The 26,983-nt window shown below is 63.6% G+C and carries 22 protein-coding genes and 2 pseudogenes; 9 read left to right on the top strand and 15 right to left on the bottom strand.

Translation table 11 applies throughout. The annotated features are described in order from the left end of the window. The 8 genes from ABWY06_RS12905 to ABWY06_RS12870 all read right to left on the bottom strand — a co-directional run. A partial coding sequence (locus ABWY06_RS12905) for an RlmF-related methyltransferase (RefSeq protein WP_353925969.1) occupies positions 1 to 562 on the bottom strand: 562 nt, incomplete at its 3' end. 139 nt (positions 563 to 701) lie between these two features. Beyond that, positions 702 to 2,060: a sodium:proton antiporter NhaD gene (gene nhaD, locus ABWY06_RS12900; RefSeq protein WP_353925968.1), complete on the bottom strand. Its 1,359-nt coding sequence runs from the start codon at positions 2,058 to 2,060 to the stop codon at positions 702 to 704. A gap of 156 nt (positions 2,061 to 2,216) precedes the next feature. After that, on the bottom strand, positions 2,217 to 2,510 hold the full coding sequence (locus tag ABWY06_RS12895) for a winged helix-turn-helix domain-containing protein (protein WP_353925967.1): 294 nt from the start codon (positions 2,508 to 2,510) through the stop codon (positions 2,217 to 2,219). Positions 2,511 to 2,517: 7 nt separating this feature from the next. Then, positions 2,518 to 3,078, bottom strand: a complete 561-nt coding sequence (locus ABWY06_RS12890) for an Rv1443c family protein (RefSeq protein ID WP_353925966.1) — start codon at positions 3,076 to 3,078, stop codon at positions 2,518 to 2,520. A gap of 63 nt (positions 3,079 to 3,141) precedes the next feature. Next, a complete protein-coding gene (locus ABWY06_RS12885; RefSeq protein WP_353925965.1) occupies positions 3,142 to 5,973 on the bottom strand; it encodes a valine--tRNA ligase in 2,832 nt (943 codons plus the stop codon). A 105-nt stretch (positions 5,974 to 6,078) separates the two neighbouring features. Then, complete coding sequence (locus ABWY06_RS12880; protein WP_353925964.1) at positions 6,079 to 6,507, bottom strand: DNA polymerase III subunit chi; 429 nt, start codon at positions 6,505 to 6,507, stop codon at positions 6,079 to 6,081. 8 nt (positions 6,508 to 6,515) lie between these two features. After that, entirely contained in the window at positions 6,516 to 6,944 is a 429-nt protein-coding gene (locus ABWY06_RS12875) for a DNA polymerase III subunit chi (RefSeq protein WP_353925963.1), read from the bottom strand. A gap of 65 nt (positions 6,945 to 7,009) precedes the next feature. Continuing rightward, entirely contained in the window at positions 7,010 to 8,500 is a 1,491-nt protein-coding gene (locus ABWY06_RS12870; RefSeq protein WP_353925962.1) for a leucyl aminopeptidase, read from the bottom strand. A 141-nt stretch (positions 8,501 to 8,641) separates the two neighbouring features. Between ABWY06_RS12870 and lptF the strand changes: the two genes are divergently transcribed. Together lptF and lptG are read left to right on the top strand one after the other, a co-directional pair. Continuing rightward, positions 8,642 to 9,763, top strand: a complete 1,122-nt coding sequence (gene lptF / locus ABWY06_RS12865) for an LPS export ABC transporter permease LptF (RefSeq protein ID WP_353925961.1) — start codon at positions 8,642 to 8,644, stop codon at positions 9,761 to 9,763. Continuing rightward, positions 9,756 to 10,817, top strand: coding sequence for an LPS export ABC transporter permease LptG (gene lptG, locus ABWY06_RS12860; RefSeq protein WP_353925960.1), 1,062 nt, complete (start codon positions 9,756 to 9,758; stop codon positions 10,815 to 10,817). The genes lptF and lptG overlap by 8 nt, the downstream gene beginning before the upstream one ends. 40 nt (positions 10,818 to 10,857) lie before the next feature. On the opposite strand, the gene ABWY06_RS12855 is transcribed toward lptG, so the two are convergent. Further along, positions 10,858 to 11,352, bottom strand: coding sequence for an RDD family protein (locus tag ABWY06_RS12855; RefSeq protein WP_353925959.1), 495 nt, complete (start codon positions 11,350 to 11,352; stop codon positions 10,858 to 10,860). Positions 11,353 to 11,460: 108 nt separating this feature from the next. Beyond that, positions 11,461 to 11,673 (bottom strand): cold-shock protein, encoded by a 213-nt coding sequence (locus tag ABWY06_RS12850; protein WP_353925958.1) that lies wholly within the window; start codon positions 11,671 to 11,673, stop codon positions 11,461 to 11,463. Positions 11,674 to 12,525: 852 nt separating this feature from the next. On the opposite strand from ABWY06_RS12850, the gene ABWY06_RS12845 reads away from it, so the two are divergent. Then, positions 12,526 to 12,897 carry a hypothetical protein gene (locus tag ABWY06_RS12845; protein ID WP_353925957.1) on the top strand — a complete coding sequence of 124 codons (372 nt, stop codon included), beginning with the start codon at positions 12,526 to 12,528 and terminating at the stop codon, positions 12,895 to 12,897. Positions 12,898 to 13,159: 262 nt separating this feature from the next. Beyond that, on the top strand, positions 13,160 to 14,311 hold the full coding sequence (zapE, locus tag ABWY06_RS12840) for a cell division protein ZapE (RefSeq protein ID WP_353925956.1): 1,152 nt from the start codon (positions 13,160 to 13,162) through the stop codon (positions 14,309 to 14,311). A gap of 57 nt (positions 14,312 to 14,368) precedes the next feature. Here zapE and ABWY06_RS12835 read toward each other — a convergent pair whose 3' ends face one another. Further along, positions 14,369 to 15,391 carry a GlxA family transcriptional regulator gene (locus ABWY06_RS12835; protein WP_353925955.1) on the bottom strand — a complete coding sequence of 341 codons (1,023 nt, stop codon included), beginning with the start codon at positions 15,389 to 15,391 and terminating at the stop codon, positions 14,369 to 14,371. Positions 15,392 to 15,491: 100 nt separating this feature from the next. Between ABWY06_RS12835 and ABWY06_RS12830 the strand changes: the two genes are divergently transcribed. Continuing rightward, on the top strand, positions 15,492 to 16,043 hold the full coding sequence (locus ABWY06_RS12830) for a cysteine hydrolase family protein (RefSeq protein WP_353925954.1): 552 nt from the start codon (positions 15,492 to 15,494) through the stop codon (positions 16,041 to 16,043). Positions 16,044 to 16,114: 71 nt separating this feature from the next. Here the strand turns inward: ABWY06_RS12830 and ABWY06_RS12825 are convergent, their stop codons facing one another. Beyond that, complete coding sequence (locus ABWY06_RS12825) at positions 16,115 to 16,531, bottom strand: nuclear transport factor 2 family protein (RefSeq protein ID WP_353925953.1); 417 nt, start codon at positions 16,529 to 16,531, stop codon at positions 16,115 to 16,117. A gap of 226 nt (positions 16,532 to 16,757) precedes the next feature. Further along, the gene (locus tag ABWY06_RS12820; RefSeq protein WP_353925952.1) at positions 16,758 to 17,396 is read right to left on the bottom strand and encodes a glutathione S-transferase; all 639 of its coding nucleotides are present in this window, start codon (positions 17,394 to 17,396) and stop codon (positions 16,758 to 16,760) included. Positions 17,397 to 17,563: 167 nt separating this feature from the next. Here ABWY06_RS12820 and ABWY06_RS12815 point away from each other — a divergent pair, with 167 nt between their 5' ends. The 3 genes from ABWY06_RS12815 to ABWY06_RS12805 all read left to right on the top strand — a co-directional run bounded on the left by ABWY06_RS12815 (position 17,564) and on the right by ABWY06_RS12805 (position 24,904). Next, positions 17,564 to 19,114 (top strand): ATP-binding response regulator, encoded by a 1,551-nt coding sequence (locus tag ABWY06_RS12815; protein ID WP_353925951.1) that lies wholly within the window; start codon positions 17,564 to 17,566, stop codon positions 19,112 to 19,114. 209 nt (positions 19,115 to 19,323) lie between these two features. Then, complete coding sequence (locus tag ABWY06_RS12810) at positions 19,324 to 20,481, top strand: response regulator (protein WP_353925950.1); 1,158 nt, start codon at positions 19,324 to 19,326, stop codon at positions 20,479 to 20,481. A 37-nt stretch (positions 20,482 to 20,518) separates the two neighbouring features. Then, positions 20,519 to 24,904: a response regulator gene (locus ABWY06_RS12805; RefSeq protein ID WP_353925949.1), complete on the top strand. Its 4,386-nt coding sequence runs from the start codon at positions 20,519 to 20,521 to the stop codon at positions 24,902 to 24,904. A 351-nt stretch (positions 24,905 to 25,255) separates the two neighbouring features. On the opposite strand, the pseudogene ABWY06_RS12800 reads toward ABWY06_RS12805, so the two are convergent. Continuing rightward, positions 25,256 to 25,715: pseudogene (locus tag ABWY06_RS12800) on the bottom strand (transposase domain-containing protein); the annotation flags it as partial. Between the two features lie 29 nt (positions 25,716 to 25,744). Here ABWY06_RS12800 and ABWY06_RS12795 point away from each other — a divergent pair. Next, a pseudogene (locus ABWY06_RS12795) lies at positions 25,745 to 26,475 on the top strand (transposase); the annotation flags it as partial. A 271-nt stretch (positions 26,476 to 26,746) separates the two neighbouring features. On the opposite strand, the gene ABWY06_RS12790 reads toward ABWY06_RS12795, so the two are convergent. After that, positions 26,747 to 26,983 (bottom strand): oligopeptide/dipeptide ABC transporter ATP-binding protein (locus tag ABWY06_RS12790; protein WP_353925948.1); only part of this gene is annotated, 237 nt, incomplete at its 5' end.

Below are 26,983 nucleotides of genomic sequence, written 5' to 3'. Positions count from 1 at the left end.
CGATGGCCCCGGCCAATTTTGCATTGGCCCCTACGATGGTGCTGGCCGAGGCCAGGGCGGTGGCGTCGATATCGGAGCCGACGAACTGCCAGCCATAGTCGCAATGGCCGATCAGCGGATAGATGCAATTGGCGCCTACCCCTATGTCCAGCGCGCGCACCCGTGCCCCACGCGGAATCTGCCCGCCATTGCCCGCGGCCAGCAGGTCGGCCAGGTAATGCAGGTAGTCGGCGCGTCCGGGAATGGGCGGGCACAGGTAGCCGGCTGGAATGTCCCAGTGGGCGATGCCGTAGAACTGTTTGAGCAAGGCACGGTTGAACAGCCTGACCGCCGCTGGATCGGCAAAGTCGATGCTCTGCTTACCGTAGGGGTTGAGAATGACAAAGGCCGCCAGCTCGGGGCTGCCCGTGATCAGGGCTGGAAAATCATAACGACCCTGATGGCGATTGCGCGGGTGCAGCGGGTTTTTTTCAACCTGTGGCGGCGGGCCGCCGCTCACGGCTTTGCGAGGTGGGCGAGGGGTAGCGGGTTTTCGGCTGGGGCGTTTGGTCGGCGCGGACATGCGGGCGGTATCGGCAGGGGCGGAGCGCTGCATTTTCCCACAGCCGCGTAGCCGGCGCTGAAAAACTATGGGCGCTCCAGCCCGATCCACGGCCGCGTGCAGTGTCCTTGCACGCGGCCCCTGGCCACGAAAGCCGGGTTCAACCCAGCATTTTCAGCCCGATATAGGTGGCGGCGCCGGCCAGGTAGCCGAGCAGCGCCAGCAGGCTGATTTTTTTCAGGTACCAGATAAAGTTGATGCGTTCCATGCCCATGGCGGCCACCCCGGCCGCTGAGCCGATGATCAGGCAGCTGCCGCCGGTGCCGGCGCAGTACGCCAGCATCTCCCAGAAGGTACCGTCGGTGACGAAGTGGCCGAGCCAGCCGCTGTCGCTGCCGGCCGTGGCCAGGGCATCCGGGCTCACCAGCGGGTACATTTTCATGGCCCCCGCCACCAGCGGCACGTTGTCCACCACCGAGGACAGCAAGCCGATCGCGATATTGATGGCGTAGACATTGCCCAGGCTGTCCTTGAGGTAAGTAGCGACCTGGGTCAGGTGCCCTGCGGTGGCCAGGCTCGAGACCGCCAGCAGGATGCCGAGAAAGAACAGCACGCTGGTGGTATCGATCCGCCGCAGCACACCGACCACCGACAAGGGGTACCGCTCTTCCTGGTTCTTACTGCGGTGCAGCACTTCGGTGACCACCCAGAGTACGCCGAGGCCCAACAGGATGCCCATGTACGGCGGCAGGTGGGTGAGGGTCTTGAACACCGGTACGAACAGCAGCGCGCCCAGGCCGAGGGCAAACACCAGGTTGCGTTCGAAGGGGCTGGTCGGATCGTTCTGCGGGCCTTGCTCGACCGGTGTCGAGGGGCGCCGGGTCTCGCCGCGCAGCCTGAAACTGAGCAGGATCAGCGGCACCAGCAGGCAGACCAGGCTGGGCAGGAACAGGCTGCCGATCAGGCCGCTGGCGCTGACCTGGTTACCGATCCAGAGCATAGTGGTGGTCACGTCGCCGATCGGCGACCAGGCGCCACCGGCATTGGCGGCGATCACCACGACACCGGCGAAGAACCAGCGCTCCTGCCGATCGTCGATCAGCTTGCGCAGCAGCGATACCATGACGATGGTGGTGGTCAGGTTGTCCAGCACGGCGGACAGGAAGAACGTGATAAAGCCGATCAGCCACAGCAGGTACAGGCGCTTGCTGGTGCGGATGCGATCGGTGATGACCTTGAACCCCTCGTGGGCATCCACCAGCTCGACGATGGTCATGGCGCCCAACAGGAAAAACAGGATTTCCGAAATCTCCCCCAGATGGTGGCGCAAGTCCTCGACCACGTGCTCGCTACCGGTGCCGCCGAGGTCCGGCAGGATGGCGTTGACGCCCAACACCAGGACGGTCCAGGTGAGCACCGCGGTCAGCAGCGCCGAGGCGGCCTTGTCGATCTTCAGCGGGTGCTCGAAGGCGATGCACAGGTATCCGAGTACAAAAATCAGGGCCATCAAGGCATACATAGAGCGTTATTTCCCGTGGCTGGGTGGGGTGTTTGGCAAGGTCCTGAGACGGCCTCGCGGGGTTGTCGAGGGGCGCCTGGTGCCGGCGGTGGCACAGAGTAGGACAGGGTGTGGAGCGGACTCAAGTCCTGTCGACGCCTTGAGCTCGGCGGCTGGTCAAGGGTAGTCCAGGACGGCCTTGAGCTGTGCCAGGTGGGCGCCGATCCAGGCCTTGTCGATGGCGCCCCAGTGGCGGATCACATAATGGCCGGCGTGATGGCGCGCGCCGTCCTGTTGTTCGAAGGCGCAGTCGATATCCAGGTCGGCCAGAGCCGCGATGGTGTCCTGGGCGGTTCGCCGGGGCATGCCGGTGGCCGCCATCAGGGCCGGCACGCTGGCGACGCCGGTGTCGATCAGGTGGGCGACATACAGGCGGCGGTAGAAACTGCTTTTGGTCTTGCTGACGTCCATGGGTTTTTTACCGGGTGGGGGCCTGGGTGGAGCCGGTCTTTTTTGGGCCAGGCGGTGGCGCTGGCCGGGCCTGACGTTTGGCAGGTTTGTCTGCGGGTGATGCGGCGGGTGCCACCCACTGCGCCGCGCGGCGGCGCAGTACCCGATGGCGGTGGGTGAAGAATACCTTGAGAAAGGTGCGCGTCACCCAGGATGCCAGCAAGGGCTCGACCGTCAGTTCGTCCACCAACAACACCTGGGGCGGGTTGCTGCGTTCATTTTCGATACGGCGTTCGTGACGCCAGAACCGCATGCTGGTCATCGGCGACTGCTCGACAAAACCCTGGCCCGGGTCGATCCGCGTCAGGGTCAGGCGCGAAGTGCCCATGGGCAGCAGGCCGAACAGCCAAAGCCAACTGGTGAACAGCGGCGCGCCCGGGGTGACGCTCTCCAGGCTGTGCTGGCCCGCGGGCATGGTCATTTTCAGCAGCGGGCGCATTTCCGCCAGCAAGGACTCCGGGTCGGTGATCCAGTGCCAGGCCTGAGCGCGGCTGACGGGGAGGGTGGATTCGAATCTGAGCTTGAACATGCTGCGCTCCCTTGCGGTTCGGCTGAAAACACAAGGCCCGCATGGGCGGGCCTAGGTTGACGCTTAGAGGCTGGCGATGCGGCCCCGTTGTTCATTGAGGTTGGCCAGTGCCGTTTCGGCCTCGGCCAGTTTGGCGCGCTCCTTGTCCAGCACCTCGGCGGGGGCCTTGGCGACGAAACCTTCGTTCGCCAACTTGCCGCCGACCCGCTGCACTTCGCCGGCCAGGCGCTGGATTTCCTTGTCCAGGCGCGCCAGCTCGGCGTCCTTGTCGATCAGCCCGGCCATGGGCACCAGCACCTGCATCTCGCCGACCAGGGTGGTGGCGGACATCGGGGCTTCTTCGCCGGCGGCCAGGACGCGGACCGACTCCAGCTTGGCCAGCTTGCCCAGCAGCGGTTCGAAATCAGCCAGGCGGCGCAGGTCCTCGGCACTGGCGTTGGCAACGATGATATCGATGCGCTTTGCCATGGAGATCTTCATCTCACCACGGATCTGCCGCACGCCCAGCATCAGCTGCTTGACCCACTCGATATCGCCTTCGGCGGTCGGGTCGATGCGGCTTTCGTTGGCCACCGGCCAGGCCTGCAGCATGATGGTCTCGCCCTGGACGCCGGCCTGGGCCTTGATCCGTTGCCAGATTTCCTCGGTGATAAAGGGCATAAACGGGTGGGCCAGACGCAGCACCACTTCCAGCACGCGGATCAGCGTGCGGCGGGTGCCGCGCTGGCGCTCGAGCGGGGCGTTTTCGTCCCAGAGTACCGGCTTGACCAGCTCCAGGTACCAGGCGCAGTACTCGTCCCAGGTGAACTCATACAGCGCCTGCGCGGCCAGGTCGAAGCGGAAGGCGTCGAGTTGACGGGTCACTTCCTGCTCGGTGCGCTGCAGGGCGGAAATGATCCAGCGGTCCACCGGCGACAGCTCGACGGCCTCGCCCTGAACGCCGGTGTCCTGGTTTTCGGTGTTTTCCAGCACGAAGTTGGCGGCGTTCCACAGCTTGTTGCAGAAGTTGCGATAACCCTCGACACGGCCCATGTCGAACTTGATGTCGCGGCCGGTGGAGGCCAGCGCCAGGTTGGTGAAACGCAGCGCATCGGTACCGTAAGCGGCGATACCCTCGGGGAATTCGACGCGGGTCTGCTTGGCGATCTTCTCCGCCAGCTTGGGCTGCATCATGCCGCTGGTGCGTTTTTCCAGCAGGTCGTCGAGGCTGATGCCGTCGACTATGTCCAGCGGATCGAGCACGTTGCCCTTGGACTTGGACATCTTCTGACCCTGGCCATCGCGCACCAGGCCGTGCACATAGACAGTCTTGAACGGGATCTGCCCGGTCAGGTGGGTGGACAGCATGATCATCCGGGCGACCCAGAAGAAGATGATGTCGAAACCGGTGACCAGCACATCGGTGGGATGAAAGGTCTTCAGCTCGGCGGTTTGCTGCGGCCAGCCCAGGGTGGAGAAGGTCCACAGGCCCGAGCTGAACCAGGTGTCGAGCACGTCTTCGTCCTGGCGCAGGTTGGCGTCGCCGAGCTGGTGCTTGGCGCGTACTTCCGCCTCGTCGCGGCCGACATAGACCTGGCCGGCGTCGTCGTACCAGGCCGGGATGCGGTGGCCCCACCAGAGCTGGCGGCTGATGCACCAATCCTGGATATCGCGCATCCAGGAGAAATACATATTCTCGTACTGCTTGGGCACGAACTGGATTTCACCGCTTTCCACCACGGCAATCGCCTTTTCGGCCAAAGGTTTGGTGGAAACGTACCACTGGTCGGTCAACCAGGGTTCGATCACAGTGCCAGAACGGTCGCCTTTAGGGACTTTCAGCGCGTGGTCGTCGATTTTTTCCAGCAGGCCGGCGGCCTCGAAGGCGGCGACGATCTGCTTGCGCGCCACGAAACGGTCGAGACCGGCGTATTCGGCGGGCAGGCGGGCGTCGATCGCGCCATTGACGCTGCCATCGAAATTGAACACCTGGGCACTGGCCAGCACCGCGGCGTTCTTGTCGAAGATGTTCAACAGCGGCAGGTTGTGGCGCTTGCCGACTTCGTAGTCGTTGAAGTCGTGGGCCGGGGTGATCTTCACGCAGCCGGTGCCGAATTCGGGGTCGCAGTAATCGTCGGCGATGATCGGGATACGCCGGCCCAGCAACGGCAGGTCGACAAAGGTGCCGATCAGCGCCTTGTAACGCTCGTCTTCCGGGTGCACGGCCACGGCGGCGTCGCCGAGCATGGTTTCCGGGCGCGTGGTGGCGACCACCAGGTAGGTCTTGCCGTCTGCCGTCTGGTTACCATCCGCCAGCGGGTAGCGCAGGTTCCACAGGTGGCCTTTCTCGTCGTGGTTTTCCACTTCGAGGTCGGAAATGGCGGTATGGAACTTGGTGTCCCAGTTGACCAGGCGCTTGCCGCGGTAGATCAGGCCGTCCTGATGCAGGCGCACAAAGGCTTCCTTGACCGCTTCGGACAAGCCTTCGTCCATGGTGAAACGTTCGCGCGACCAGTCCACCGAGGAGCCCAGGCGGCGGATCTGACGGGTGATGGTGCCGCCCGACTGCTCCTTCCATTCCCAGACTTTCTCCAGGAATTTTTCGCGGCCCAGGTCGTGGCGGCCGATGCCGTCGGCCGCCAGTTGGCGTTCCACCACCATCTGGGTGGCGATACCGGCGTGGTCGGTACCCGGTTGCCACAGGGTGTTGCGGCCCTGCATGCGACGGAAACGGATCAGGGCGTCCATGATCGAGTTGTTGAAACCATGACCCATGTGCAGGCTGCCGGTGACGTTCGGCGGCGGGATCATGATGGTGTATGGCTCACCACTGCCTTGCGGAGCGAAGTAATTGTTCGATTCCCAGGTCTGGTACCAGGAGGATTCGATGGCGTGAGGCTGGTAGGTCTTGTCCATGCGCGGCGGGACCCTATGGGCAACTGATCGGGAAAGCCGGCAAGTATAACGGGGATGATCGCGGGGGCCTAGGCGGGCACCGCGACCCGCGGCCGGTGCCGCCGATCAGGGCTTGCGCTGGGCCAGCAGGCGATCCAGGCGCGCGTCCAGGCGCCGCTTGAGCTCGGCCTCGATCTGCGGCACGAAATCGTCGATTACATCCTGCAGCAGCAGTTGCGCGGCTGCCCGCAGCTCGGTGTTGAGGCGGGCCAGTTCGACCTGGGTGCTGCGCGTGCGCAGCTCACTGGCCGACAGGTCGGCGATGGAAGCCGGATAGGCGGGTGGAGTCGCCGCCGCGGGGGGCGCCGCCGGGCGTGGTGCCGGGGGCAGGGTGCCGGGGCTGACCACCTCCGACAGCAGCGGGATCGAGTCGAGGTCCACCGAGTCGGTCAACAGCGGCGGCTCGGCTTTGACGTCGCCCACCAGGAATTCACGGATCGACTCCAGGTCGTCCAGCAGGTGGGCAGGTTTGTGCGGCGGTTTTGGAGTATCCATCGGTCAATTCAAAGGCGGGACAGGCGGTGATCCTGCAAAGGATAGCCCCCTTCGCGGTAGAAGCGGAAATTCTCCCGCGCGGCGGCGCGGCAGTGCGGCTCTTCGATGACCACCTCGGCGACCCGCGCGAAGCGCTTGAAAAAGCCCGGCACCGCCAGACTCAGGTTGATCAGCAGGTCCTGGTGCGGGCCCGCGTCGTCGCCCAGGCCCAGCACCACCGGGGCCTGATCGTCGAGCTCGGCCGCCCCATGGGGAATGAACGTCTCGGCCCTGAATGTCCACAGGCGAGCGTCCAACGCCTCGCGTTGGGCGGCGTCCTGGCAATGCAGGTAAACGCGGTGACCGAGTCGCCAGGCTTTTTCCGTCAGCTTGCAGGCGAACGCCAGGCGGGCCTGGGGGTCGGCACTGGGCAGGATGTAGAAGTCGACTGAGGTCATGTTGGGTCCAGGGGCGGAGGGGCGTCGCGGCTGCGTCGGGGCGCTGGGCGCCCCGGCGCAAAGGCTCAGGCCTTGACGCGGTCCAGCAGGAACTGGGTCAGCAGCGGCACCGGACGACCGGTGGCGCCTTTTTCCTTGCCGCCGCTGATCCAGGCGGTACCTGCCACGTCCAGGTGAGCCCAGGGGTACTGCTTGGTGAAGCGCGAGAGGAAACACCCGGCGGTGATGGTGCCCGCCTTGGGGCCGCCGATATTGGCGATGTCGGCGAAGGGGCTGTCCAGCTGCTCCTGGTACTCGTCGAACAACGGCAATTGCCAGGCACGGTCGTCGGCGCTGCGGCCGGCGTCCAGCAACTGCTGCACCAGGTCGTCATTATTACCCATCAGGCCCGAGGTATGGCTGCCCAGGGCGACGATGCAGGCGCCGGTGAGGGTGGCGATATCGATCACCGCCTGGGGTTTGAAGCGCTCGGCATAGGTCAGGGTGTCGCACAGCACCAGGCGGCCTTCGGCGTCGGTGTTGAGGATTTCGACGGTTTGCCCGCTCAGGGTGGTGACGATATCGCCGGGGCGGGTCGCGCCGCCGCTGGGCATGTTTTCCGCGCAGGCCAGCAGGCACACCAGGTTGATCGGCAGCTGCATCTCGAGGACCGCGCGCAGGGTGCCGAACACGCTGGCAGCGCCGCACATGTCGTACTTCATCTCATCCATGCCGGCGGCCGGCTTGATGCTGATACCGCCGGTGTCGAAGGTGATGCCCTTGCCCACCAGGGCGAAGGGTTGCTCCGACTTCTTGGCGCCCTGGTACTGCATGACGATCAGGCGCGGAGGTTGCTCGCTGCCCTGGCCGACGGCCAGGAAGGCGCCCATGCCCAAGGTCTTGAGTTGTTTTTCGTCGAGGATTTCGACCTTGAGGTTCTTGTGCGCCTTGCCCAGTTCGCGCGCCTGGTCGGCGAGGAAGCTCGGGTGGCAGAGGTTCGGCGGCAGGTTGCCCAGGTCGCGGGTGAAGGCCATGCCGGCGGCAATCGCCTGGGCCTGTACGGTGGCGCGTTCGACCTCGGCCAGCGAGGCCTTGTCGGTGAGCAGGGTGATTTTCTTCAGGGCGGTGGTCGGGGCTTTCTCGCTCTTGAAACGGTCGAACTGGTACTGCAAGTCTGCCAGGGTCTCCACCAGCAGGCGGGTCTTGGCGTAGCGGTCACGGCCTTTGACCTGCAGGTCGTCGAGGGCCAGCACGGCATCGCCGCCGCCCAGGGTTTTCAGGACGGCGAGCACGGCACCGGCGGTCTTGCGCAGTTGCCGGTCGGAGAGTTCGCTGTCCTTGCCCACGCCCACCAGCAACAGGCGTTCGGCCTTGAGCTTGGCCGGGCTGTGGATCAGCAGGGTCTGGCCGACCTTACCGGCCAGGTCGCCGCGCTTGAGCAGGGTGGACAGCGCGCCGTCACTGGCGCTGTCGATGCGCGCGGCGGCGGCGCCGAGCGTGCCGCCTTCCCCGATCGCCACCACCAGGGTGGCGGTCTTAAGGGTTTCCAGGCTGGCGCTTTTGACGATGAATTCCATGATGAGCTGTCCCCAAGACAAAGAGTCGCTATTGCAGGATAATGCCGAACATTTTTTTGATGGCCCGTCTTAGACGGGCCGGCAACATAGCGGCTAGTTTGAGCGTAGCCGCCTGAGCCTGACAACCCTGGAGTGTCTGGTTTGATCGTCTTCCGTTACCTGTCCCGAGAGCTGCTGGTCACCCTGAGCGCGGTCAGTGCCGTGCTGCTGGTCATCATCATGAGCGGGCGTTTTATCAAGTACCTGGCGCAGGCGGCGCAAGGAGCACTCGATCCCGGCGTATTGCTGATGATCATGGGCTTTCGCCTGCCGGGTTTCCTGCAGCTGATCCTGCCCCTGGGGCTGTTCCTCGGCATCCTGCTGGCCTACGGGCGCCTGTACCTGGACAGCGAGATGACGGTGCTCTCGGCCACCGGCATGAGCCAGCAGCGCTTGACGGGCTATACCCTGCTGCCGGCCGCCCTGGTGGCACTGCTGGTCGCCTGGTTGAGCCTGGGCCTGGCCCCCCAGGGTGTGGCGCAGGTGGCGCAGATCCTCAATCAGCAGGACGCCCTGACCGAGTTCGATACCTTGGTACCGGGGCGTTTCCAGGCCCTGAAAAACGGTTCGCGGGTTACCTATACCCAGTCCATGGCCGAGGATCGCAGCGCCCTGGGCGGCATCTTTATCTCGGAGAAACGCCTGTCGCGGGACGGCGACAAGGAGCGCGGTATCACCGTGCTGGTGGCTGAGAGCGGCCGTCAGGAGATCCAGCCGGACGGCAGCCGTTACCTGATCCTGGAAAACGGCTACCGCTACGACGGCAATCCCGGGAAAGCCGATTACCGGGCCATCCAGTACAAAACCTATGGCGTGCTGTTGCCGAAACCGGAAGTCAGTGGCGAAATCAGCGACCGCGAGGCGGTTCCGACGCGGGATCTGATCGGTAGCGTCAACCCGCGGCACCAGGCTGAGCTGCAATGGCGCTTGTCGCTGCCATTGCTGGTGTTCGTGGTCACCCTGCTGGCGGTGCCGCTGGCGCGGGTCAATCCGCGGCAGGGGCGTTTCCTCAAGCTGTTGCCGGCGATCCTGCTGTACATGGCCTACCTGGCGCTGCTGATTGCGGCGCGAGGTGCGTTGGACAAGGGCAAGATCCCTATGAGCCTGGGCTTGTGGTGGGTACACGGGCTGTTCCTGATGATTGGCCTGGCATTGCTGTATTGGGAGCCCCTGCGGCTGAAATGGCAAAGTCGTCGCGCGCCGCGGGAGCTGGCTCATGGTTAAGCTGGATCGTTACATCGGTACCCAGGTGCTGTTCGCCATCCTTACCGTGCTGGGCATCATCGTAAGCCTGGCCCTGTTGTTCGCCTTTATCGACGAGCTGGGCGACCTGGACGATGCCTACAGCCTGAAGGAAGTGGCGTACTACGTGATGCTGACCACGCCGCGGCGGGTCTATGAAATGCTGCCGATGGCCGCCCTGATCGGCTGTCTGATTGGCCTGGGCAGCCTGGCCAGCAGCAGCGAGCTGACCATCATGCGCGCGGCCGGGGTGTCCCTCGGGCGTATCGTCTGGGCGGTGATGAAGCCGATGCTGGCGCTGTTGCTGGTCGGTATCCTGATCGGCGAGTACCTGGCGCCCTGGAGCGAAAACCAGGCCCAGGCCGGGCGAGCCATGGCCCAGGGCGGCGGTGATGCGCAGAGCGCCAAACGCGGCCTCTGGCACCGTCAGGGCGACGAGTTCGTGCATATCAACGCCGTGCAACCCAACGGCGTGCTGTTCGGCGTGACCCGTTACCAGTTCGACGACCAGCGTCACATGCTGTCGTCCAGCTTCGCCAAACGTGCCCATTACCAAGGCGACCATTGGCAGTTGGAGGAGGTGACCACTACCGTCTTCCGCGGCCGCACCACCGAAGTCATCGACGCACCCAGCGAGCCCTGGGCGGTCGAGCTGAATCCGCAATTGCTCGGCACCGTGGTGCTCGAGCCTGAGGCGTTGTCGGTAACCGGTCTGTGGGGGTATATCCATTACCTGGCCGACCAGGGGCTGAACAACGGGCGTTACTGGCTGGCGTTCTGGACCAAGGTGCTGCAACCCTTGGTGACGGCGGCGCTGGTGCTGATGGCGATTTCCTTCGTCTTCGGCCCGCTGCGCTCGGTGACCCTGGGCCAGCGGGTCTTCACCGGCGTGCTGGTGGGCTTCGTGTTCCGCATCGCCCAGGACCTGCTGGGCCCGTCCAGCCTGGTATTCGGTTTTTCACCGCTGTTCGCCGTGCTGGTGCCGGCGGGCATCTGTGCCCTGGCCGGGGTCTGGTTGCTGCGCCGAGCGGGTTGAGTCGCTGTAGGCGGGCCGGCGCAGCGCCGGCCCGGCGGCGTCACTTCTTGTGGATGTTTTTCGGCAACTGCACGATCAGGCTGTCGGAATAGCGGTCATGCCAGCTGAGTTTGTCCTTGTCCCAGAGCATCCAGAGAAAGCCCAGTCCCAGGCATAGCCAGGAGCCGATGGCGATCACGAACCGCAGCAAGGCCTGAACCAGGCTAATGGCGCTGCCGTCGCGGTTCTGCACCCGCAGGTTCCACACCTGCATGCCCAGGGTCTGCCCGCCGTGGGTCCAGAACTTGGCAAAAAAGCCGAACAGGCTCAGCAGCAGCAGGCTGGACAGCAGCGGGTCGCCGTCCAGCGCGCCCGCATCGGACCATTGCTTGAGCTGGGCTTCGCCGTAGATGCCCATCTGCACCAGCTTGTAGGCGAAGGTCACGACCAGCAGCAAGGCCGTACACAGCAGAACGTCATAGAACAGGGCCGCCAGTCGGCGAACCAGTCCGGCGGCAGGGAAATCGCCCTGGGGGCGCAGCAGGGGGTGGGGCATGATGGGGCTTCGCAGGTGGGAAACAGGCCGCTATCTTACCGGGAGAGCGTACTGCAGGCACAAAAAAGCCCCTGCTGTCGCCAGCAGGGGCCTTTTCGACTGAGTGCTTCAGCTTACAACTTGGACTTGGTCCGCCTGCATGCCTTTTTGACCTTGCACTGCAACGAAACTAACGCGCTGGCCTTCTTTCAGACTCTTGAAGCCGTTGCCTTCGATTGCACGGAAGTGCACGAACAGATCAGGACCGCTCTCCGGAGTGATAAAACCAAAACCTTTTTCGTCGTTAAACCACTTGACGGTACCGTTCTGACGATTCGACATATTCTTATTTCCTTGGAACTAGAGTTGATGACAGCCTCTTTCAACTGGCTGTACTGGACTGGTTGCAGAGAGTAAGAAACATCGAACGGGATGTAGCAAATCTACAGAGGATCTACTGCACCAGGTCACGATTCAATGCGACCCATGCAAACACAGTGAAGAAACTCTACGCCAACTCCTGGCGAAAAAACAACCCCCGGCAAGGCCTGGGGAGAAGGGCGCGCGAGCAGCGTTTTTAAGGGGCGTACAGGTGTTCAGCTGACGCTTTACACCTTCGGTTTCGCCTGGTTCAAGGCACGCGTATCGGGCGGCAACGCTCCGCGCCCAGAGCTTCCGGTCCTGAGAGGGGGAAGTGTGGGCGTGGCCCAGGGGGAAGTTGCACTTGGATGACGGAGCAATGGCACGAAAGTTATTCTTCGGCCACGAAAAAACCCGCCGAAGCGGGTTTTGCGGATCATCTTCGATATCCGTATCGAAGTGCCTTCCTGGCGCGATCATTCGTCCCTGAGTTGCCCGAGCACTTCCTGTGCTGCAGTCCGTAAGAGCTAGAATACCTATACGGGGAAAGGCGCACCAGCGTGGATCGACCTCTCTGCGTGTAAGCTTTTGACTATAGAAGGGCGTAGCGCAGGACGGGACTCGGGCGGCGTTACGCTTTTCCCAATACGTTGTCCTGGGAGGCCAGCCCCGATGCGCACCGCATCCCGCTTTATGCCCCGCCGTAGCGTGACGGCGAATCCATGGTACTGGGCTCCATCGTTCTGGGGCCTGCTGGCCTTGGTAGCCGGAGTCCTGGCCTGGGCTCGGCCCTGGCACTTGGTTGGGACAGTTGCTGCGGTCACGACCGGGGTCGTGGCGGCCTGGCTGATGCAGCGTCGTGAGGCAAAACGTCTGCAGCAGCTGGCGGCCCAGCGGCCCGGCGAGTCATTGTGCAGTTTCACCCGCGCCTTTGCCTGGCGGAAAATCGACACCTGGATCATTCGCGCGGTCTACGAAGAGCTGCAGGAATATTTGCAGGGAGCGGGCGGATTTCCGCTACGCGCACAGGACCATCTGCTACGGGATCTGGGGCTCGATGCAGAGGAGGTGGATCTTTATGTGGTGGAGGCAATAGCCAAGCGCACTGGGCGCAGCCTGCAGCACTACGAGCGCAATCCCTATTTTGGCAAGGTTGAGCAGGTGGCGGACCTGGTATTGTTCTTCGCCGCCCAGCCCAAAGCTTGACGGATGCACCCCGGCGGGCTGCCGCTGGACGTCGCGCGGAGACCGCCCTACTACGCCTTGTTCGCCGACCTCGCCCAGGATAATCGGCCTGCAGTCAGCAGGCGGGTTACGCCCCATGCGGCCCGTCAGGCCAATCGCGGTCTGGAGGCGCAACAAACATAACGCTGCTGCCTCGCGGGCGGTTGAGCCGGGTAGACTGTGCATCGACCGTACCGTCTCGTTACCACGCGCACTGCTCCCTTCTTCTTCGCCGAGCTTCTGCATGAACCTAGCCTTGCCGCCACTCGCGGCCTATCAGCACGCCCTCGACTTGCATGGTTTCGTTGCGGACCCCGCCCAGCGGCGCGCGGCCGAGGCCTTGCAGCAGTGCCACGATGCAGTGCACCGGAAGGGGGCGGCCGCCGTCAGCGGCGTCTACCTGTGGGGTGCGGTCGGTCGCGGCAAGACCTGGTTGATGGACCGTTTTTACCAGAGTTTGAAGGTGCCGGCGCGGCGCCAGCACTTCCACCATTTTATGAGCTGGGTGCACCAGCGGCTGTTCCAGCTGACCGGAACCGCCGACCCCTTGCGTGCCTTGGCCCAGGGGTTGAGCGAAGAGGTGCGGGTGTTGTGCTTCGATGAGCTGTTCGTCAGCGACATCGGCGACGCGATCATCCTTGGGCGGCTGCTGCAGCTGATGTTCGAGCAAGGGGTGGTGCTGGTGGCCACGTCCAATCAGCCGCCTGAGCAGTTGTATGCCGAGGGGTTCAACCGGGACCGTTTCGTGCCGGCCATCGCGGCCATCCAGCGCTGCATGCAGGTGGTGGCGGTCGATGGCGCGCAGGACCATCGCCTGCATCCCGGTGAGGCGCATAAGCGTTACTGGCTGTCTCAACCCGATACTGCCAGTGCCTTGGGTGCGGTGTTCGACCGCTTGGCTGCAGGGCAGCCGCCGTGCGATGCGCCCGTCGAGTTGGCTCATAGGCCCGTGGCGGTGATCCGCCGTAGCGAGACGATTATCTGGTGCCGTTACGCCGATCTCTGCGAGCAGCCGTTGGCGGCCTACGACTTCATTGCCCTATGCGATCAATTCAGCGCCGTGCTGCTCAGCGAGGTGCCGGCGCTAAGCGCGTGCCAGCGCACGGCGAAAATTGCCCGGGGTACCGAGGATGGAGTCGAGCGGGTGGCGGCCGGGGAGCGGGAGTTGCCCCGGCTCTCGGTGCATGACGACGGCGTGCGGCGGTTTATCGCGCTGGTCGACGAGTGCTACGACCGCCATATCCCCCTGTACCTGGAGGCGGCGGTGGCCTTGGAGCAGCTGTACACCGAGGGGTACCTGGCCTTTGCCTTCCGCCGTACCCTGAGCCGCTTGCAGGAAATGCAGCTGCAGCGTTTTGGCGCCGATGCCGCTGTCAGGGCACAAGGCCGCCCTTAGGCGACGTGGACACTGTGCGCGCGGCAACGCGGCGCGTGCGGGTAGTGTCCACAGGCCCTAGTTAACGTCGAGCATCGGGTCGGACTGCGAGCGCACGGGAGCGACCCGCGCGCCGAAGCGGCCACGGTACTCACTGGGCGAGAGCCCGGTGATCTTCTTGAAGGTCGCGCGAAACGCTCCGGGGTCCTGGTAGCCCACGGTCCAGGCGATATGCTCGACTGTACCTGTGCTGAACTCGAGCATCTGCCGGGCTTTGCCCACGCGCACGTGCTGGCAGTACTCGGTGGGTTTGAGGCCGGTGGCGCTGCGAAAGCGGCGCAGCAAGGTGCGTTCCTCCAGGCATGCCAGCGCCGCCATGGCGGCGAGCGAAACGTCCACCGCGCCATTGCCGTGCAACCAGTGCTGCACCTTGAGCACCGCGGCGTCGCCGTGGTTGAGCAAGGGCGCGAAGTGACTGCCGCACTGCGCGGCGCTGTCACGGTGTTCGATCATCAAAAAGCGCGCGGTGCGGCTGGCGATGCTGGGCCCGAGCACGCGATCCACCAGGCGCAGCCCCACCTCGGCCCAGGCCATCAGGCCGGCGCTGGTGAGGATGTCGCCATCGTCGATCAAGGCCCGGTCGGCGTCGACCTTGAGCCTGGGGAAACGCAGGGCGAGGGCCTGTGCGTGGGTCCAGTGGGTGGTGACGGTACGGCCGTCGAGTAGCCCGGTCTCGGCCAGCAGGTAGGCGCCCAGGCAGACCGCACCCAGGGTCGCGCCACTCGCATGCTGCTGGCGCAGCCACTGCGCCAACTGTTCGAGCACCGCTGCGCCTGGCAGCCCGGCGAGTGAGGGGGGGATCAACACGGCGGCCAGTGGGCTGTCGTGCTCCGGCAGGCTGTCGAAGCTGCGCTGCAGGGTTGTCAGGTCGTTGCCGAAGCTCCAGTGGCTGATGCGCAACCGGGGTAGTGTCCCGGACGCTTCTTCGCCAGCGATGCGTTGCGCCACCCCGAGCAGGTCGGTCAAACCATGCACCGCGGCCATCTGGGCGCCGGGATATACCAACAGGCCAATCTCATTGACCGGTTGTGCGCTGCCCATTGTCATTTCTCCCCTGCTGATTGTCGGTCCGGCCCATCCTCGGTCGCCGTTGAGCCCGGGATACTGGATCTCACACACAGCATCCCTTGAGGCAACCGAAATGTCCAAACAAGCGCTTATCCTGGTCGATATCCAGAACGATTACTTCCCCACCGGTAAATGGCCGCTGGAGGGCGTCGAAGCGGCTGCCGATAACGCGGTACGCGTCCTGCAGGCCTGCCGGCGGGCCGGTAACCTGGTGGTGCATATCCGCCACGAGGCCGAGGCGGACGACGCGCCGTTCTTTGTCGCGGGTTCGGTGGGCGCGCAGCTCCACGAGAAAGTGCTGAACCAAGGCGACGAAGTGGTGGTGGTCAAGCATTTTATCAATGCCTTTCGCGAGACCGGGCTCAAGGCGCTGCTCGACCAGCAGGGCGTCGAAGAGCTGGTGATCGCCGGCAGCATGAGCCATATGTGCATCGACGGCATCACCCGCGCGGCGGTGGATTACGGTTACCCCACCCGCGTCATCCATGACGCCTGCGCGACGCGCGACTTGCAGTTCAAGGGTGTCACTGTGCCCGCCGTCCAGGTCCATGCGGCCTTTATGGCAGCCCTGGAATTCGGTTACGCCCAGGTGCTGTCCACCGCGGATTATCTGGCCGCGTGCTGAGATTTCCGGGCCATCAGCACTTCGCTGGATATCCTCCCGCGCGTGACGCCCCAACTTGGGGCAGGTGGGGATCAGGGCTGGGGAATGTCCCTGATTTCGGTGGCCTGGGACCAGACCACTTGCCACTGGCCTTGGCGTCGTTCGTAGATATCGGTGTGCCAGAATTGGCCCGGCGGCAGCGGGTGCCCACCGAACACCAACTCCAGCCTGGCCTGGTAGCGGATACAGGCACTGTCACCCTGCAGCCGCACCGTCATGCGGCCGGGTTCCCACTGGCGGTAATCGATATGTCCGTTGGCGATGGCGCCCAGGTACTGCGCCTTGGACAGCGCCGCGCCGATTGGCGTGATCAGTTGGAAGTCGTCGGCGTGCAGCGCAGCGGCGGTGGCGATATCGGCGGTCACCAGGGCACGTAACCGCTGGCGTTCGAGGGTGCGAATCTGTTCGGCTGGGTCGTCGCATAGCGCGTCTGGGGTGGGCAGGGGCATGGGCATCCTTGTCGCCTACGGCGCGGGCGGTCGCTTGAAAAAAGCACCTTAGGTTTTCCACCTGGACCTGTCCACCGGGTTCAGCGGACAGGGCGATCCGGTGGCGTTCTGGCGCACCCAAGCGGCGGACAGGGCCGCGATGCCAGCACCGGCGCACGCTCCCCGCCACGTGAAGGCGGGAATCCCGCCGTGGCTGGACATTGCCATGCGGCACCCGGTCGTCGCACTAGACGCCGGGTTGATAGGTGTTAGCCCCATGGGGGGCGGCGAGAAAGGCCGGCAGCTTTTCTGCACGGGCGGAAAAGGCCTGCAGGCGCGGGTAGTTCGCCGCCGGGACCCGATCGGCAATCATCTGTTGGGTAAAGTGCCAGGCCACGGCCAGGCTGATCCCCGCTTGGTCCAGAGGGATGCCCTGGGCCGCCGCCGGCTGCCGTTCCAGCCAGGCCTCGAGCAAGTCGTAGGCCGCCAGCAACTGGCCCGTCACCCGGTCGAGCCAGGGCTCATGACGTTTTTCGGCAGGCCGCAGATTGCGTTCATAGACGATTTGCACGCTTTTCTCGCAGGCGACCAGGGCCAGGCCGATGATCTGCAACGCCTGCAGGCGCTGTCCGAGCGCCTTGGGCATCAGGCTGTTGGCGGGGGCGGTCAGTGCCTCGGCGTACTCGAGGATCAGGGTGGAGTCCATCAGCAGGGTGCCGTCGTCGCAGACCAGCGACGGGGCCTTGACCACCGGGTTGATCCGCTGGAATTCGGCGAAGGTACTGAAGACCGACAGCGAGCGGTGTTCGAAGGGCAGTTTCAGCAGCTGCAGGGAAATCGCCACACGGCGGACATAGGGCGAATCGAGCATGCCAATCAGTTGCATGGGTGTTCCTTTTAGGTGCGCCTGCGTTGGGATGCGTTCTATATGCCATAAACCCTCTGGGGCATACCAGACTGGCCGCTATCGCTCGCCAGGCGTGCGCGCCGACGTCTTAAGGATTGCCTGCTAGGCTGTGCGGGTGATGGGTCTTTTCCAGGGATGTAGTCCCCATGATTACTGCGGAAACCGTGTTTCTGGTCGTCGATGACGCCGAGACCATGCGTAAGATCAATAGCAGTCAGCTGGAACGGCTCGGTGCCCGGCATATCCTGCTTGCCAACAACGGCATGGAGGCGCTTGCGTTACTGCGCTCGCACAAGGTGAACGTGGTCGTCTCCGACTGGAATATGCCGGTCATGGATGGCCTGTCGCTGCTCCGTGAGGTGCGCAGCGACCCTCGCCTGGCCCCGCTGCCCTTTATCATGGTCACCGCGGAAAACTCGCAGGCGCAGATTACCGATGCCATCGCGGCGGGGGTCAGCAGCATTTTGATCAAGCCCTACACCGCGCAGGACCTGGCCCAACGTATCACCCGCGCCATGGCCCATAGGCCGCGGGTCCTGCCGCCTACACTGGTCGTCCCCAAAGAGTCGAGCCCGGCACCTGAGCCAAGCACGCGGCCGACCTTGCTGGTGGTGGACGACCTGCCGGACAACCTGGCGTTGATTGCGGACCTGTTCAAGCAGGACTATCGGGTGCTCGCAGCGCGGGATGGACGTGGCGCGCTGGCAATTTGCACCTCGAAGACGCCTCCAGACCTGATACTGCTGGATGTGATGATGCCGAACATGAACGGCTTCGAGCTGGCCCAGCACCTGCGCAGCCACCCCGATGCCAGTCGAATTCCGGTGATCTTCATTACGGCGATGACCGACCAGGCGGCGCAAATCCGGGCGTTGGAACTGGGTGCGATAGATTTCGTCAGCAAGCCTGTCGATCCCAAGGCGTTGCATCTGCGGGTCGTCAACCAGTTGCGCCTGGTGGAGCAACACAAGGTGTTGCAGCAGGAGTACGACAATATGCTGGATCTGGAGCGTCTGCGAGAGGATGCGACCAGTATGTCCCGGCACGACCTCAAGGCGCCGCTGTGCAATATCGTGGGACTGGTGGAAGGCCTTCTCGAGGGCGGTAACCTATTGCCAGGCCAGGTGAAAATACTGGAAACCCTGCAGGGCGATGGCCAGAGCCTGCTGGGTATGCTCGACCTGGCTGGCGAGCTGTACAAGATCGAAACCGGCCGTTTCACGTTGCGGCCCGTGCCTGTCGACCTCCTGGCGACAGCGCGGCGCTTGTGCGAGTCGGCTCGATTGGCGTACCGGGTCAAGGAGTTGACCATTGAACTGGTGGCCGATGACGCCTTCGAGCTGGGGTCGGTGCGGGCCAGCGCCGATGAGTTGCTGTGCTTCTCGCTGCTGAACAATTTACTGAAGAACGCCTGTGAGGCCGCCCCTGTCAGCGGGCGAGTGCGCTTGGCGCTGAGTCGAGGGTCGCACCTCGAGTTGACCATGGAGAATCAACCCGCGGTGCCCGCGGCCTTCCGTCCGCACTTCTTCGAAAAATATGCCAGCCACGGCAAGGCGGGCGGCAGTGGCTTGGGTACCTATTCGGCGAAACTGCTGGCGCAGGCCCAGCAGGGCAGCCTGAGTCTGGAGGTGGACGATGAGGCGAACCTCACACGTTTGCGCCTGCTGCTTCCGCTGCTGGCACCAGGTGCAGCATGAGCCGCTGGACCGGCTTAGTTATACGGATAGAGGCGCCACCTTTTGAACCCGATAGCCATTGCGGTGGCCAGGCAATCGGGCGGGGTTCAAGCGATGCTCAGCGGAGCTGCAAAGGCTTCGGGAGTCATCGAATTTGAGACTAGGCTTGCATGGGTCCGGGCGCCACTGTGCGGGTCGTCGCTTATTCAGTTGGCGCGGAGTCGTTCAACATGATCAGTACACAAGGTCACTTTCAACCCGCGACCGTGCTGGTGGTCGACGATACGCCGGACAACCTGATGCTGATGACCGACCTGCTCAAGGACAGGTACCGGGTCAAGGCGGCCAACAGTGGCGAGAAAGCCCTGCGTATCCTGCAGGGGGACGTACTGCCGGACTTGATTCTGCTCGACATCATGATGCCTGGCCTGTCGGGCCTCCAAGTGGCCGAGCAGCTCCAGCAGGACCCGCGCACCCGCGCTATCCCGGTGATCTTCCTTACCGCCATGGCGGCGGTGGAGGACGAAATTCATGGGCTCGAGCTGGGTGCAGTCGATTACATCACCAAACCCATCAGCCCGCCACGCGTTCTGGCGCGGATAGATACCCAGCTGAAACTCAAAGCCGCCGCGGATTTCTTGCGCGATCAGAACGACTTTCTCGAGCAGGAAGTCCAGCGCCGCACCCGCGAGGTGATGGCCATCCAGGATGTGACCATTCAGGCCATGGCGTCCCTGGCGGAGACCCGCGACAACGAGACCGGCAACCACATTCGCCGCACCCAGAACTACGTCAAACTGTTGGCCGAACTATTGTGCGAACACCCGCGCTTCCGCAGCTTCCTCACCGAGGAAACCATCGGCGTGCTGTTCAAGTCGGCGCCGCTGCACGACATCGGCAAGATCGGCATCCCCGATTACATCCTGCTCAAGCCAGGTCGTTTCACCCCGGAAGAGTTCGAGATCATGAAGACCCACACCACCCTGGGGCGTGATGCCATCCAGCATGCCGAGGACCAGCTGGGCATTTCGGTGGACTTCCTGCGCCTGGCCAAGGAGATCGCCTACAGCCACCAGGAAAAATGGGATGGCAGTGGCTACCCCGAGGGCCTGGCCGCCGACGCCATTCCCATCAGCGCCCGGCTGATGGCGGTGGCGGATGTCTACGACGCCCTGATCAGCCGCCGGGTGTACAAGCCCGGCATGCCCCACGAACAGGCCGTGGAGATCATTCGCCAAGGGCGCGGCTCGCACTTCGATCCCGATATCTGCGATGCCTTTCTGTCCGCCACCGAGCAGTTCCGTGCCATTGCCGAGCGCTTCACCGACAGCGACCAGGATATGGCCAGGCAACGAGCGGCCCTGGAGCATATCGCCCAGGAGCCCTGAGCCCGGCACCCCAGCGCACTAGACAAGGAGCTCTTCGATGAGCGTGCTTACCCTGCTTGAACCTCTTGGACTGCGGCACAAGCTGGTACTGGGGTTCGCCGCACTGCTGACGTTGGCCCTGGCGCTCGGGGTGCAGAGCCTACGCACCCAGGCCACGCTGACGTACGATCTGGAGCAGCTCTATAGCAGGGATTTGGTCGGCGCCCTCCATATGCACGAGGCGCGGGTACAGTTACCCCATATCGTGCAGGCGCTGCACCGGTCCGTTGCCACCAGCAACGCCGAGGTGCGCGGTGATGCCCTCAAGCAGCTGCAGGGTGCTCGGCAACGCCTGCGGGAAGAATTGGCCCTGGCCAAAGGAACGCTCTGGCGACCCGAGAACCTGGCCCGGATGGCGGAGCTCGAACTGCTGCTCGAACGCCACCAACAGACCGCTGAGGAAGCTTTGCAGCTGACCGGACAGGGCCGCCATGGGCAGGCGCAGTTGCTGCTCAACAGCGATGAATTCGAGCTGCTCGACGCTCGCGCTGATGCGTTGCTGGAGCATATCGCGCAAATCAAGCAGACCGCACTGCGCGACCTGGTCGTGCAGATCTCCGCCTATGCCAGGCAGAGCAGCATGCTCACCTACACCCTGCTGCTGGGCGGCCTGGCACTGGCGTTGCTTCTGTCCTGGTTGGTCAGCCAGTCGATTCGCAACCCGCTCGAACGGGTGCGCCGAGCCGTGGATCAGTTGGCGGCGGGGCAGCTGGATCGACCCATTCCCCATGTCGATATGCACAACGAAACCGGCGATCTGGCTCGGGCCATCGCCACGCTGCAGCTGGAGGCGCGCCAGCTCGAGCGGCAGCGCAGGATCAAGGCCCAGGTATCGCTCCTGCAGGTCGACTTGCAGCTGGCAGAGACACCGGAGGAGCTGGCGCGGGCCTTTTTCGGCCGTATCGCGCCGCTATTTGGTGTCTGTCAGGGCGCGCTCTACTGCCTGCACGAGCGGTCGAGCAGTTTGCAACTGGTGGGCAGCTACGCCACCGATCCTGAGCACCCGCTGGCTAGCCGGGTCGCCCTGGGCGAGGGACTGCTTGGCCAGTGCGCGGTCGATCGGCAGCCGCGTCAGCTGGCGGGGCTGCCGGAGCCGTTCTGGCACGTGCGTGCGCAACTGGGGGTGGCCCCGGCCAGCCACCTGCTGGTGCAGCCGGTGCTGCGTGGCGAGCGCCTCCTCGGTGTACTGGAACTGGCCGGCTTTCACCCGCTGGAGGAGAACGAGGCCCTGCTGCTGCAGGAAATGTTGCCGCGGCTGGCCGGCTCCATGGCGATCATGGAGCGCAGCGAGGTGGCCAAGACCCTGCTCCAGGAAACGCGTCGCCAGGCCGATGAAATGGGCGCGCAAACCCTGCAGCTGGAGCGACAGTCGCACGAACTGGAGGTCCAGCAGAGCGCCCTGCGTGCCACCGAGGCCTGGTATCGCGGGATCATCGAGGCGGCGCCAGACGGCATGCTGGTGGTCGGGGCCGACGGGAGGATCCTGATGAGCAACCCGCAACTGGACAGCCTGTTTGGCTACCCGGCGGGCGAGCTGATCGGTGAGTCCATCGAGCGCCTGGTGCCGGAGGCCGCTCGAGGCAAGCATGTGGCGCTGCGCAACGGTTTTATTGCCCAGGGCACAACCCGGCAGATGGGCGCCAACCTCGATGACCTGCAAGGGGTACGCAAGGACGGCAGCCTGTTCTCGGTGGAAATCGGCCTGTCGCGCCTGCCGACCCTGGAGGGGCGTGGCACCTGCGTGTGTGTTTCGGTCCGTGACGTCAGTGAACGCAGGGCCATGGGGGCCAAGCTGCGCACGGCCAGTGATCGCTTGACCTTGGCGCAGGAGGCCGGTGACATCGGCCTGTTTGACGTTGATTTCGTCACTGGCCATGACTACTGGACGCCCCAGCTGGAAAAGATGTTCGGCATCGAGCCGGGTGGATTCGGGGGAACGATGGCGCACTGGAAGGCATTGCTGCATCCCGACGATGCGGAAGCGGCCGATAATGCCTATGCGCAGGCGGTCGCCAGCGGTGCCGATCGCTTCGAGCTCGACTTCCGTATCGTGCGACAGAACGACGGCGCAGTACGTACCTTCAAGTCCCTCAGCCGTTTCACCCGTGCCCCTGACGGCACGCCGCTGCGCGCGACCGGAGTCAACATTGACGTCACCGAGCTCAGCGAGGCCCGTGCGGTGGCCGAGGAAGCCACCCAGGCCAAGAGCGAGTTCCTCGCCAATATGAGCCACGAGATCCGCACGCCGATGAACGCCATCATCGGCATGAGTCATCTGGCACTGCGTACCGAACTGGATAGCCGCCAGCGCAACTACATCGAGAAAGTGCATCGCTCGGCGGAAAACCTGCTGGGGATCATCAACGACATCCTCGATTTCTCCAAGATCGAGGCCGGCAAGATGGACCTGGAGGTCATTCCCTTTCATCTTGAAGATGTGCTGGAGAACGTTGCCAGCATGATTGGCCTACGCGCGGAGGATAAAGGCCTGGAGCTGCTGTTCAATACGGCGGTCGACCTGCCGACCGCGCTGATCGGCGATCCGCTGCGTCTGGGCCAGGTGCTGATCAACCTCGGCAACAACGCGGCGAAGTTTACCGAGCAGGGCGAGATCGTGATGGGCGTGGAGCCGCTGAGCGATGATGGCGACCGGCTGGAGTTGCATTGCTGGGTGTCCGACAGTGGTATCGGCATGAATGCCGAGCAGTGCGAGCGGTTGTTCCAGTCCTTTAGCCAGGCTGACAGTTCGATCACCCGCAAGTACGGCGGCACGGGTCTCGGTCTGGCCATCTCCAAGCGCCTGGTGGAGCTGATGGGTGGGCGTATTTGGGTGGACAGCGTGCCAGGACAGGGCTCCACCTTTCATTTCACGGTTGCGCTGGGGCGTCAGCGCGAGGCGCCACCGCGACGCATGTTCACCCTCGACGAGCTGCTCGGCGTGCGCGCCTTGGTGGTGGACGACAACGCCAGCGCGCGCGAGATCCTGTATGGCATGGCCAGCAGTTTTGGTGTCGAGGTGGATGTGGCCGACAGCGGCCGCGCGGCCCTGGCGCTGTTGGCCGAGGCCGAACGCAAGGCGTTGCCCTACGACCTGGTGTTGATGGACTGGCGTATGCCGGGCATGGATGGGGTGGAGACGGTGCGCCAGATGCGGGCGGCCAACCCGGTTCAGACGCCGTCGGTGATCATGGTTACCGCCTTTGGCCGCGAAGAGGTGCGCGAGCAGGCCGGCTTGCGCGGTGTGGAGCTGCCGATCGTGCTGACCAAGCCGGTGACGCCCTCCACCCTGCTGGAGGCCTTTGGTAGTGCGTTGGGCAAGGCGCCGGCGATCGATACCCGTGCAGTCGAGCGCTGCGGCGAAAGCGCCAGCGCCACGGCCAGCCTGCGCGGCGCGCGCCTGCTGCTGGTGGAAGATAACGAGTTGAACCGAGAGCTGGCCTGCGAGCTGTTGCAGGACGCGGGCATCGAGCTGAGTCAGGCCGTTGATGGTCAGGAGGCCCTGGATCTGCTGGCGCGCGACGGCGATTTCGACGGCGTGCTGATGGACTGCCAGATGCCGGTGATGGATGGCTATACCGCCACCGAGCGGATCCGCCAACAGCCGTGCTTCGCCGCGCTGCCGGTGATCGCCATGACGGCCAACGCCATGGCCGGGGACCGTGAGCGTGCGCTGGCCAGCGGCATGAACGACCATATTGCCAAGCCGCTGCATGTGGCGACCATGTTCGCCACTCTGGCCAAGTGGATCAAGCCGAGCGCCAACCGCCTGGCCGTGGTCGCCAAGGAGCCTGCGGCTGCGCTGGTCGCTGGCCTGCCCACCACCCTGGAGGGTATCGATCAGGACGCCGGGCTGGCCACCTGCATGGGGCGCAGTGAGCTGTATCGGCGCTTGTTACGCAAGTTTTACACCAGCAATACGGATTTCGCCGGGCAATTCCAGGCCGCACTGACGGACGCCGACCCGACGGCGGCGGCCCGGCTCGCCCATAGCTTGCGCGGAACCGCCGGTAATATTGGCGCAAAATCGGTGGCCCAGGCGGCTACCGACCTGGAGCAGCTCTGCCTGGCAGGCACGCAGGGCGATCCGCTACAGGCCCTGGCCGAACTCGAGCGGTGCCTGGTTCCGGTCTTGGGCGCGCTGGCGGGTTTGCTTGAGGAAAGCCCCGCGCCGAAACTGTCCATGGAGCAGGCAGCCCCCGAGCTGCAGGCGCATCTGGCCAGGCTCAGAAGTCTGTTGGCCGACAGCGATACTGCCGCCGTCGATCTGCTGCACGCGTTGCGTGAGCGGGCCCTGGATCCACACCTGGCCGAACGCCTGACCCGTGTCGCGCAGCAAGTCGAGCATTTCGATTTCGACCGGGCGCTGGCGTTGTTGGAGGATTGAGATTGCTCGGCGGCCAGGGGCGCCCGCAGCTCAGGGCAGTACGCCTGGTTGTGAGCCTCTTGTATGAGCCTGATCATTGGGGGGCCCACTAGGCGAACGTCCAGCGTGACCCTTGATTTGCGTTACGCCACGTTTACGCCAGGCATAAATAAAGGCCTTGATGATCAAGGCCTTTCTTTGGAGCTGTGGTGTACGGGGGAGACTCGAATAATAGCATGGCTTAATTAATATGTTTTTTATGTAAGTACACTTCTATGTTGTACCATGAAGTGTACTTACTGGTTGTATCCATTAAGGACTGCTGTCGATGGAGAATGTATCGATTTTCTTCGTCCGATTTCCGATGAGCTGCAGATGAGATCTACGGTATAGCGGCAGATGGTCGGCAAACTTCGCGATCATGACGTGGGCCAGCAGGCCCGCCGTCGGGATGCCTTTTTCGATGACCTGTGGCGGAACAGGTGCCTGGATCAGCGTTTCGCAGTCATCGCATACCCACGTGTCACGGACATGACGCTCGACGGTAAATACGCCGGGCGTGGGGCCTGTAGTCCAGCTTCTCGCTGACGTCCTCACCGAGGCGCTTGAGTGTACAGCCGCATGGGCAGTGGGTGTTGTCCGGTTCGTGATGGAGCGTGCGAGGAAATTGCGTTGGCAGCGCCGCGCGTTTGGGTTGCTGGCGCAATTTGGCTTCGACTGCTGCCGGTTGCAGCGCCTCAAGTTCGGCTTCGATAGCCGCAATATCAGTGTCGATCAAGTTGTCGAGCAAGCTGGCTTGATCCGGACTTAGCTGCTCGCTGCGCTTGCCAAAACTTAGTTACCTCAGCTCCAGTCACGGTACGCTCCCTGATGACGCGCGGTACGGGAATCGTTGGTTACAACATGCCGATAGCAGTCAATACTCAGCCCCATTTGATCGTTGCGCATGAGGTGACTAACGTCGGCTCCGACCGCGATCAACTCAGCTCGATGGCCAAGCAGGCGCGCGAGGCGATGGCGTCAGATACGTTATCGGCAGTGGCTGACCGAGGTTACTTCAAAAGCCAACAGATCCTGGTTTGTCACTATGCTGCCCTCACCGCCTATGTGCCCTAGCCGATGACCTCTGGAGCCAAGGCTGACGGGCGTTTCAATAACGATGCCTTCATCTATGACGCGGCAAAAAATGAATACATTTGCCCGGCTGGCTAGGTGCTGATCTGGCACTACTCCTACGTTGAAAAAGGCCTGACGTTGCATCGTTACTGGAGTTCGAAATGCCAGGGCTGCGCGTTGAAGTCGCAGTATGCACATCGAACACGGACCGACAGGTTCAACGCTGGGAGCATGAAGCCGTAGTGGAGGAGATGCCACTTCGGCTGAGCAAAGCACCGGAGATGATGCGAGTCCGAAAACGGACGGTTGAGCATCCCTTCGGGTCGCTCAAACAATGGATGGGTGCGACGCACTTCCTGACGCGAAAGCTGGTCGGGGTATGGGCGAAGATGAGTTTGAACGTGCTCGCCTACAACATGAAACGGGTGATGAAAGCCATCGGTGCTAACAGTTTGATGAAGGCGCTAACAGCCTAAAAACCGGCCTGTTTTTACATGTCCCGATGATCTGGCGCGTTGCTGGGGCGCTTAGCTTATCACGAAGGGACATCGTGCCTTGATCAGACTACTAAGCCGGACAGTCGCTCAGCCTTGAAAATCGAAACAGGATCTAGCGTTTTTACACACTCTGGGCCAGGAGCGGACGTTGACGGAGATCTCCTTTCGCATGGTTGTTCGTCAGATTTGTCTAGGCAAACCGGAGCGCTCAGTCCGTCGGCTGGCGTGGGGTGGACAGGGGCGCGGCCTGTCAACCGTTGATGACTTCCGCGTAGTGGCAAGCCACCTGGCGGCTGTCGAGTAGGCGCAGGGCCGGCTCTTCGACGCTGCAGCGTTCGGTCGCGTACGGGCAGCGCTTGTGGAAGGCGCAGCCGGACGGCGGGTTCAGCGGGTTGGGCAATTCACCGACGATGTTGATTTTCGGCTTGTCCGGATCCGGGTGGATGGTCGGAGTGGCCGACAGCAGCGCCTGGGTGTACGGGTGCAG

Origin of the sequence: Pseudomonas sp., from assembly GCF_040514055.1 — a bacterium.
GTDB lineage: Bacteria > Pseudomonadota > Gammaproteobacteria > Pseudomonadales > Pseudomonadaceae > Aquipseudomonas.
The sequence above is the reverse complement of the archived record's forward strand: the minus strand, read 5'-3'. Positions and strand labels throughout refer to the sequence as shown.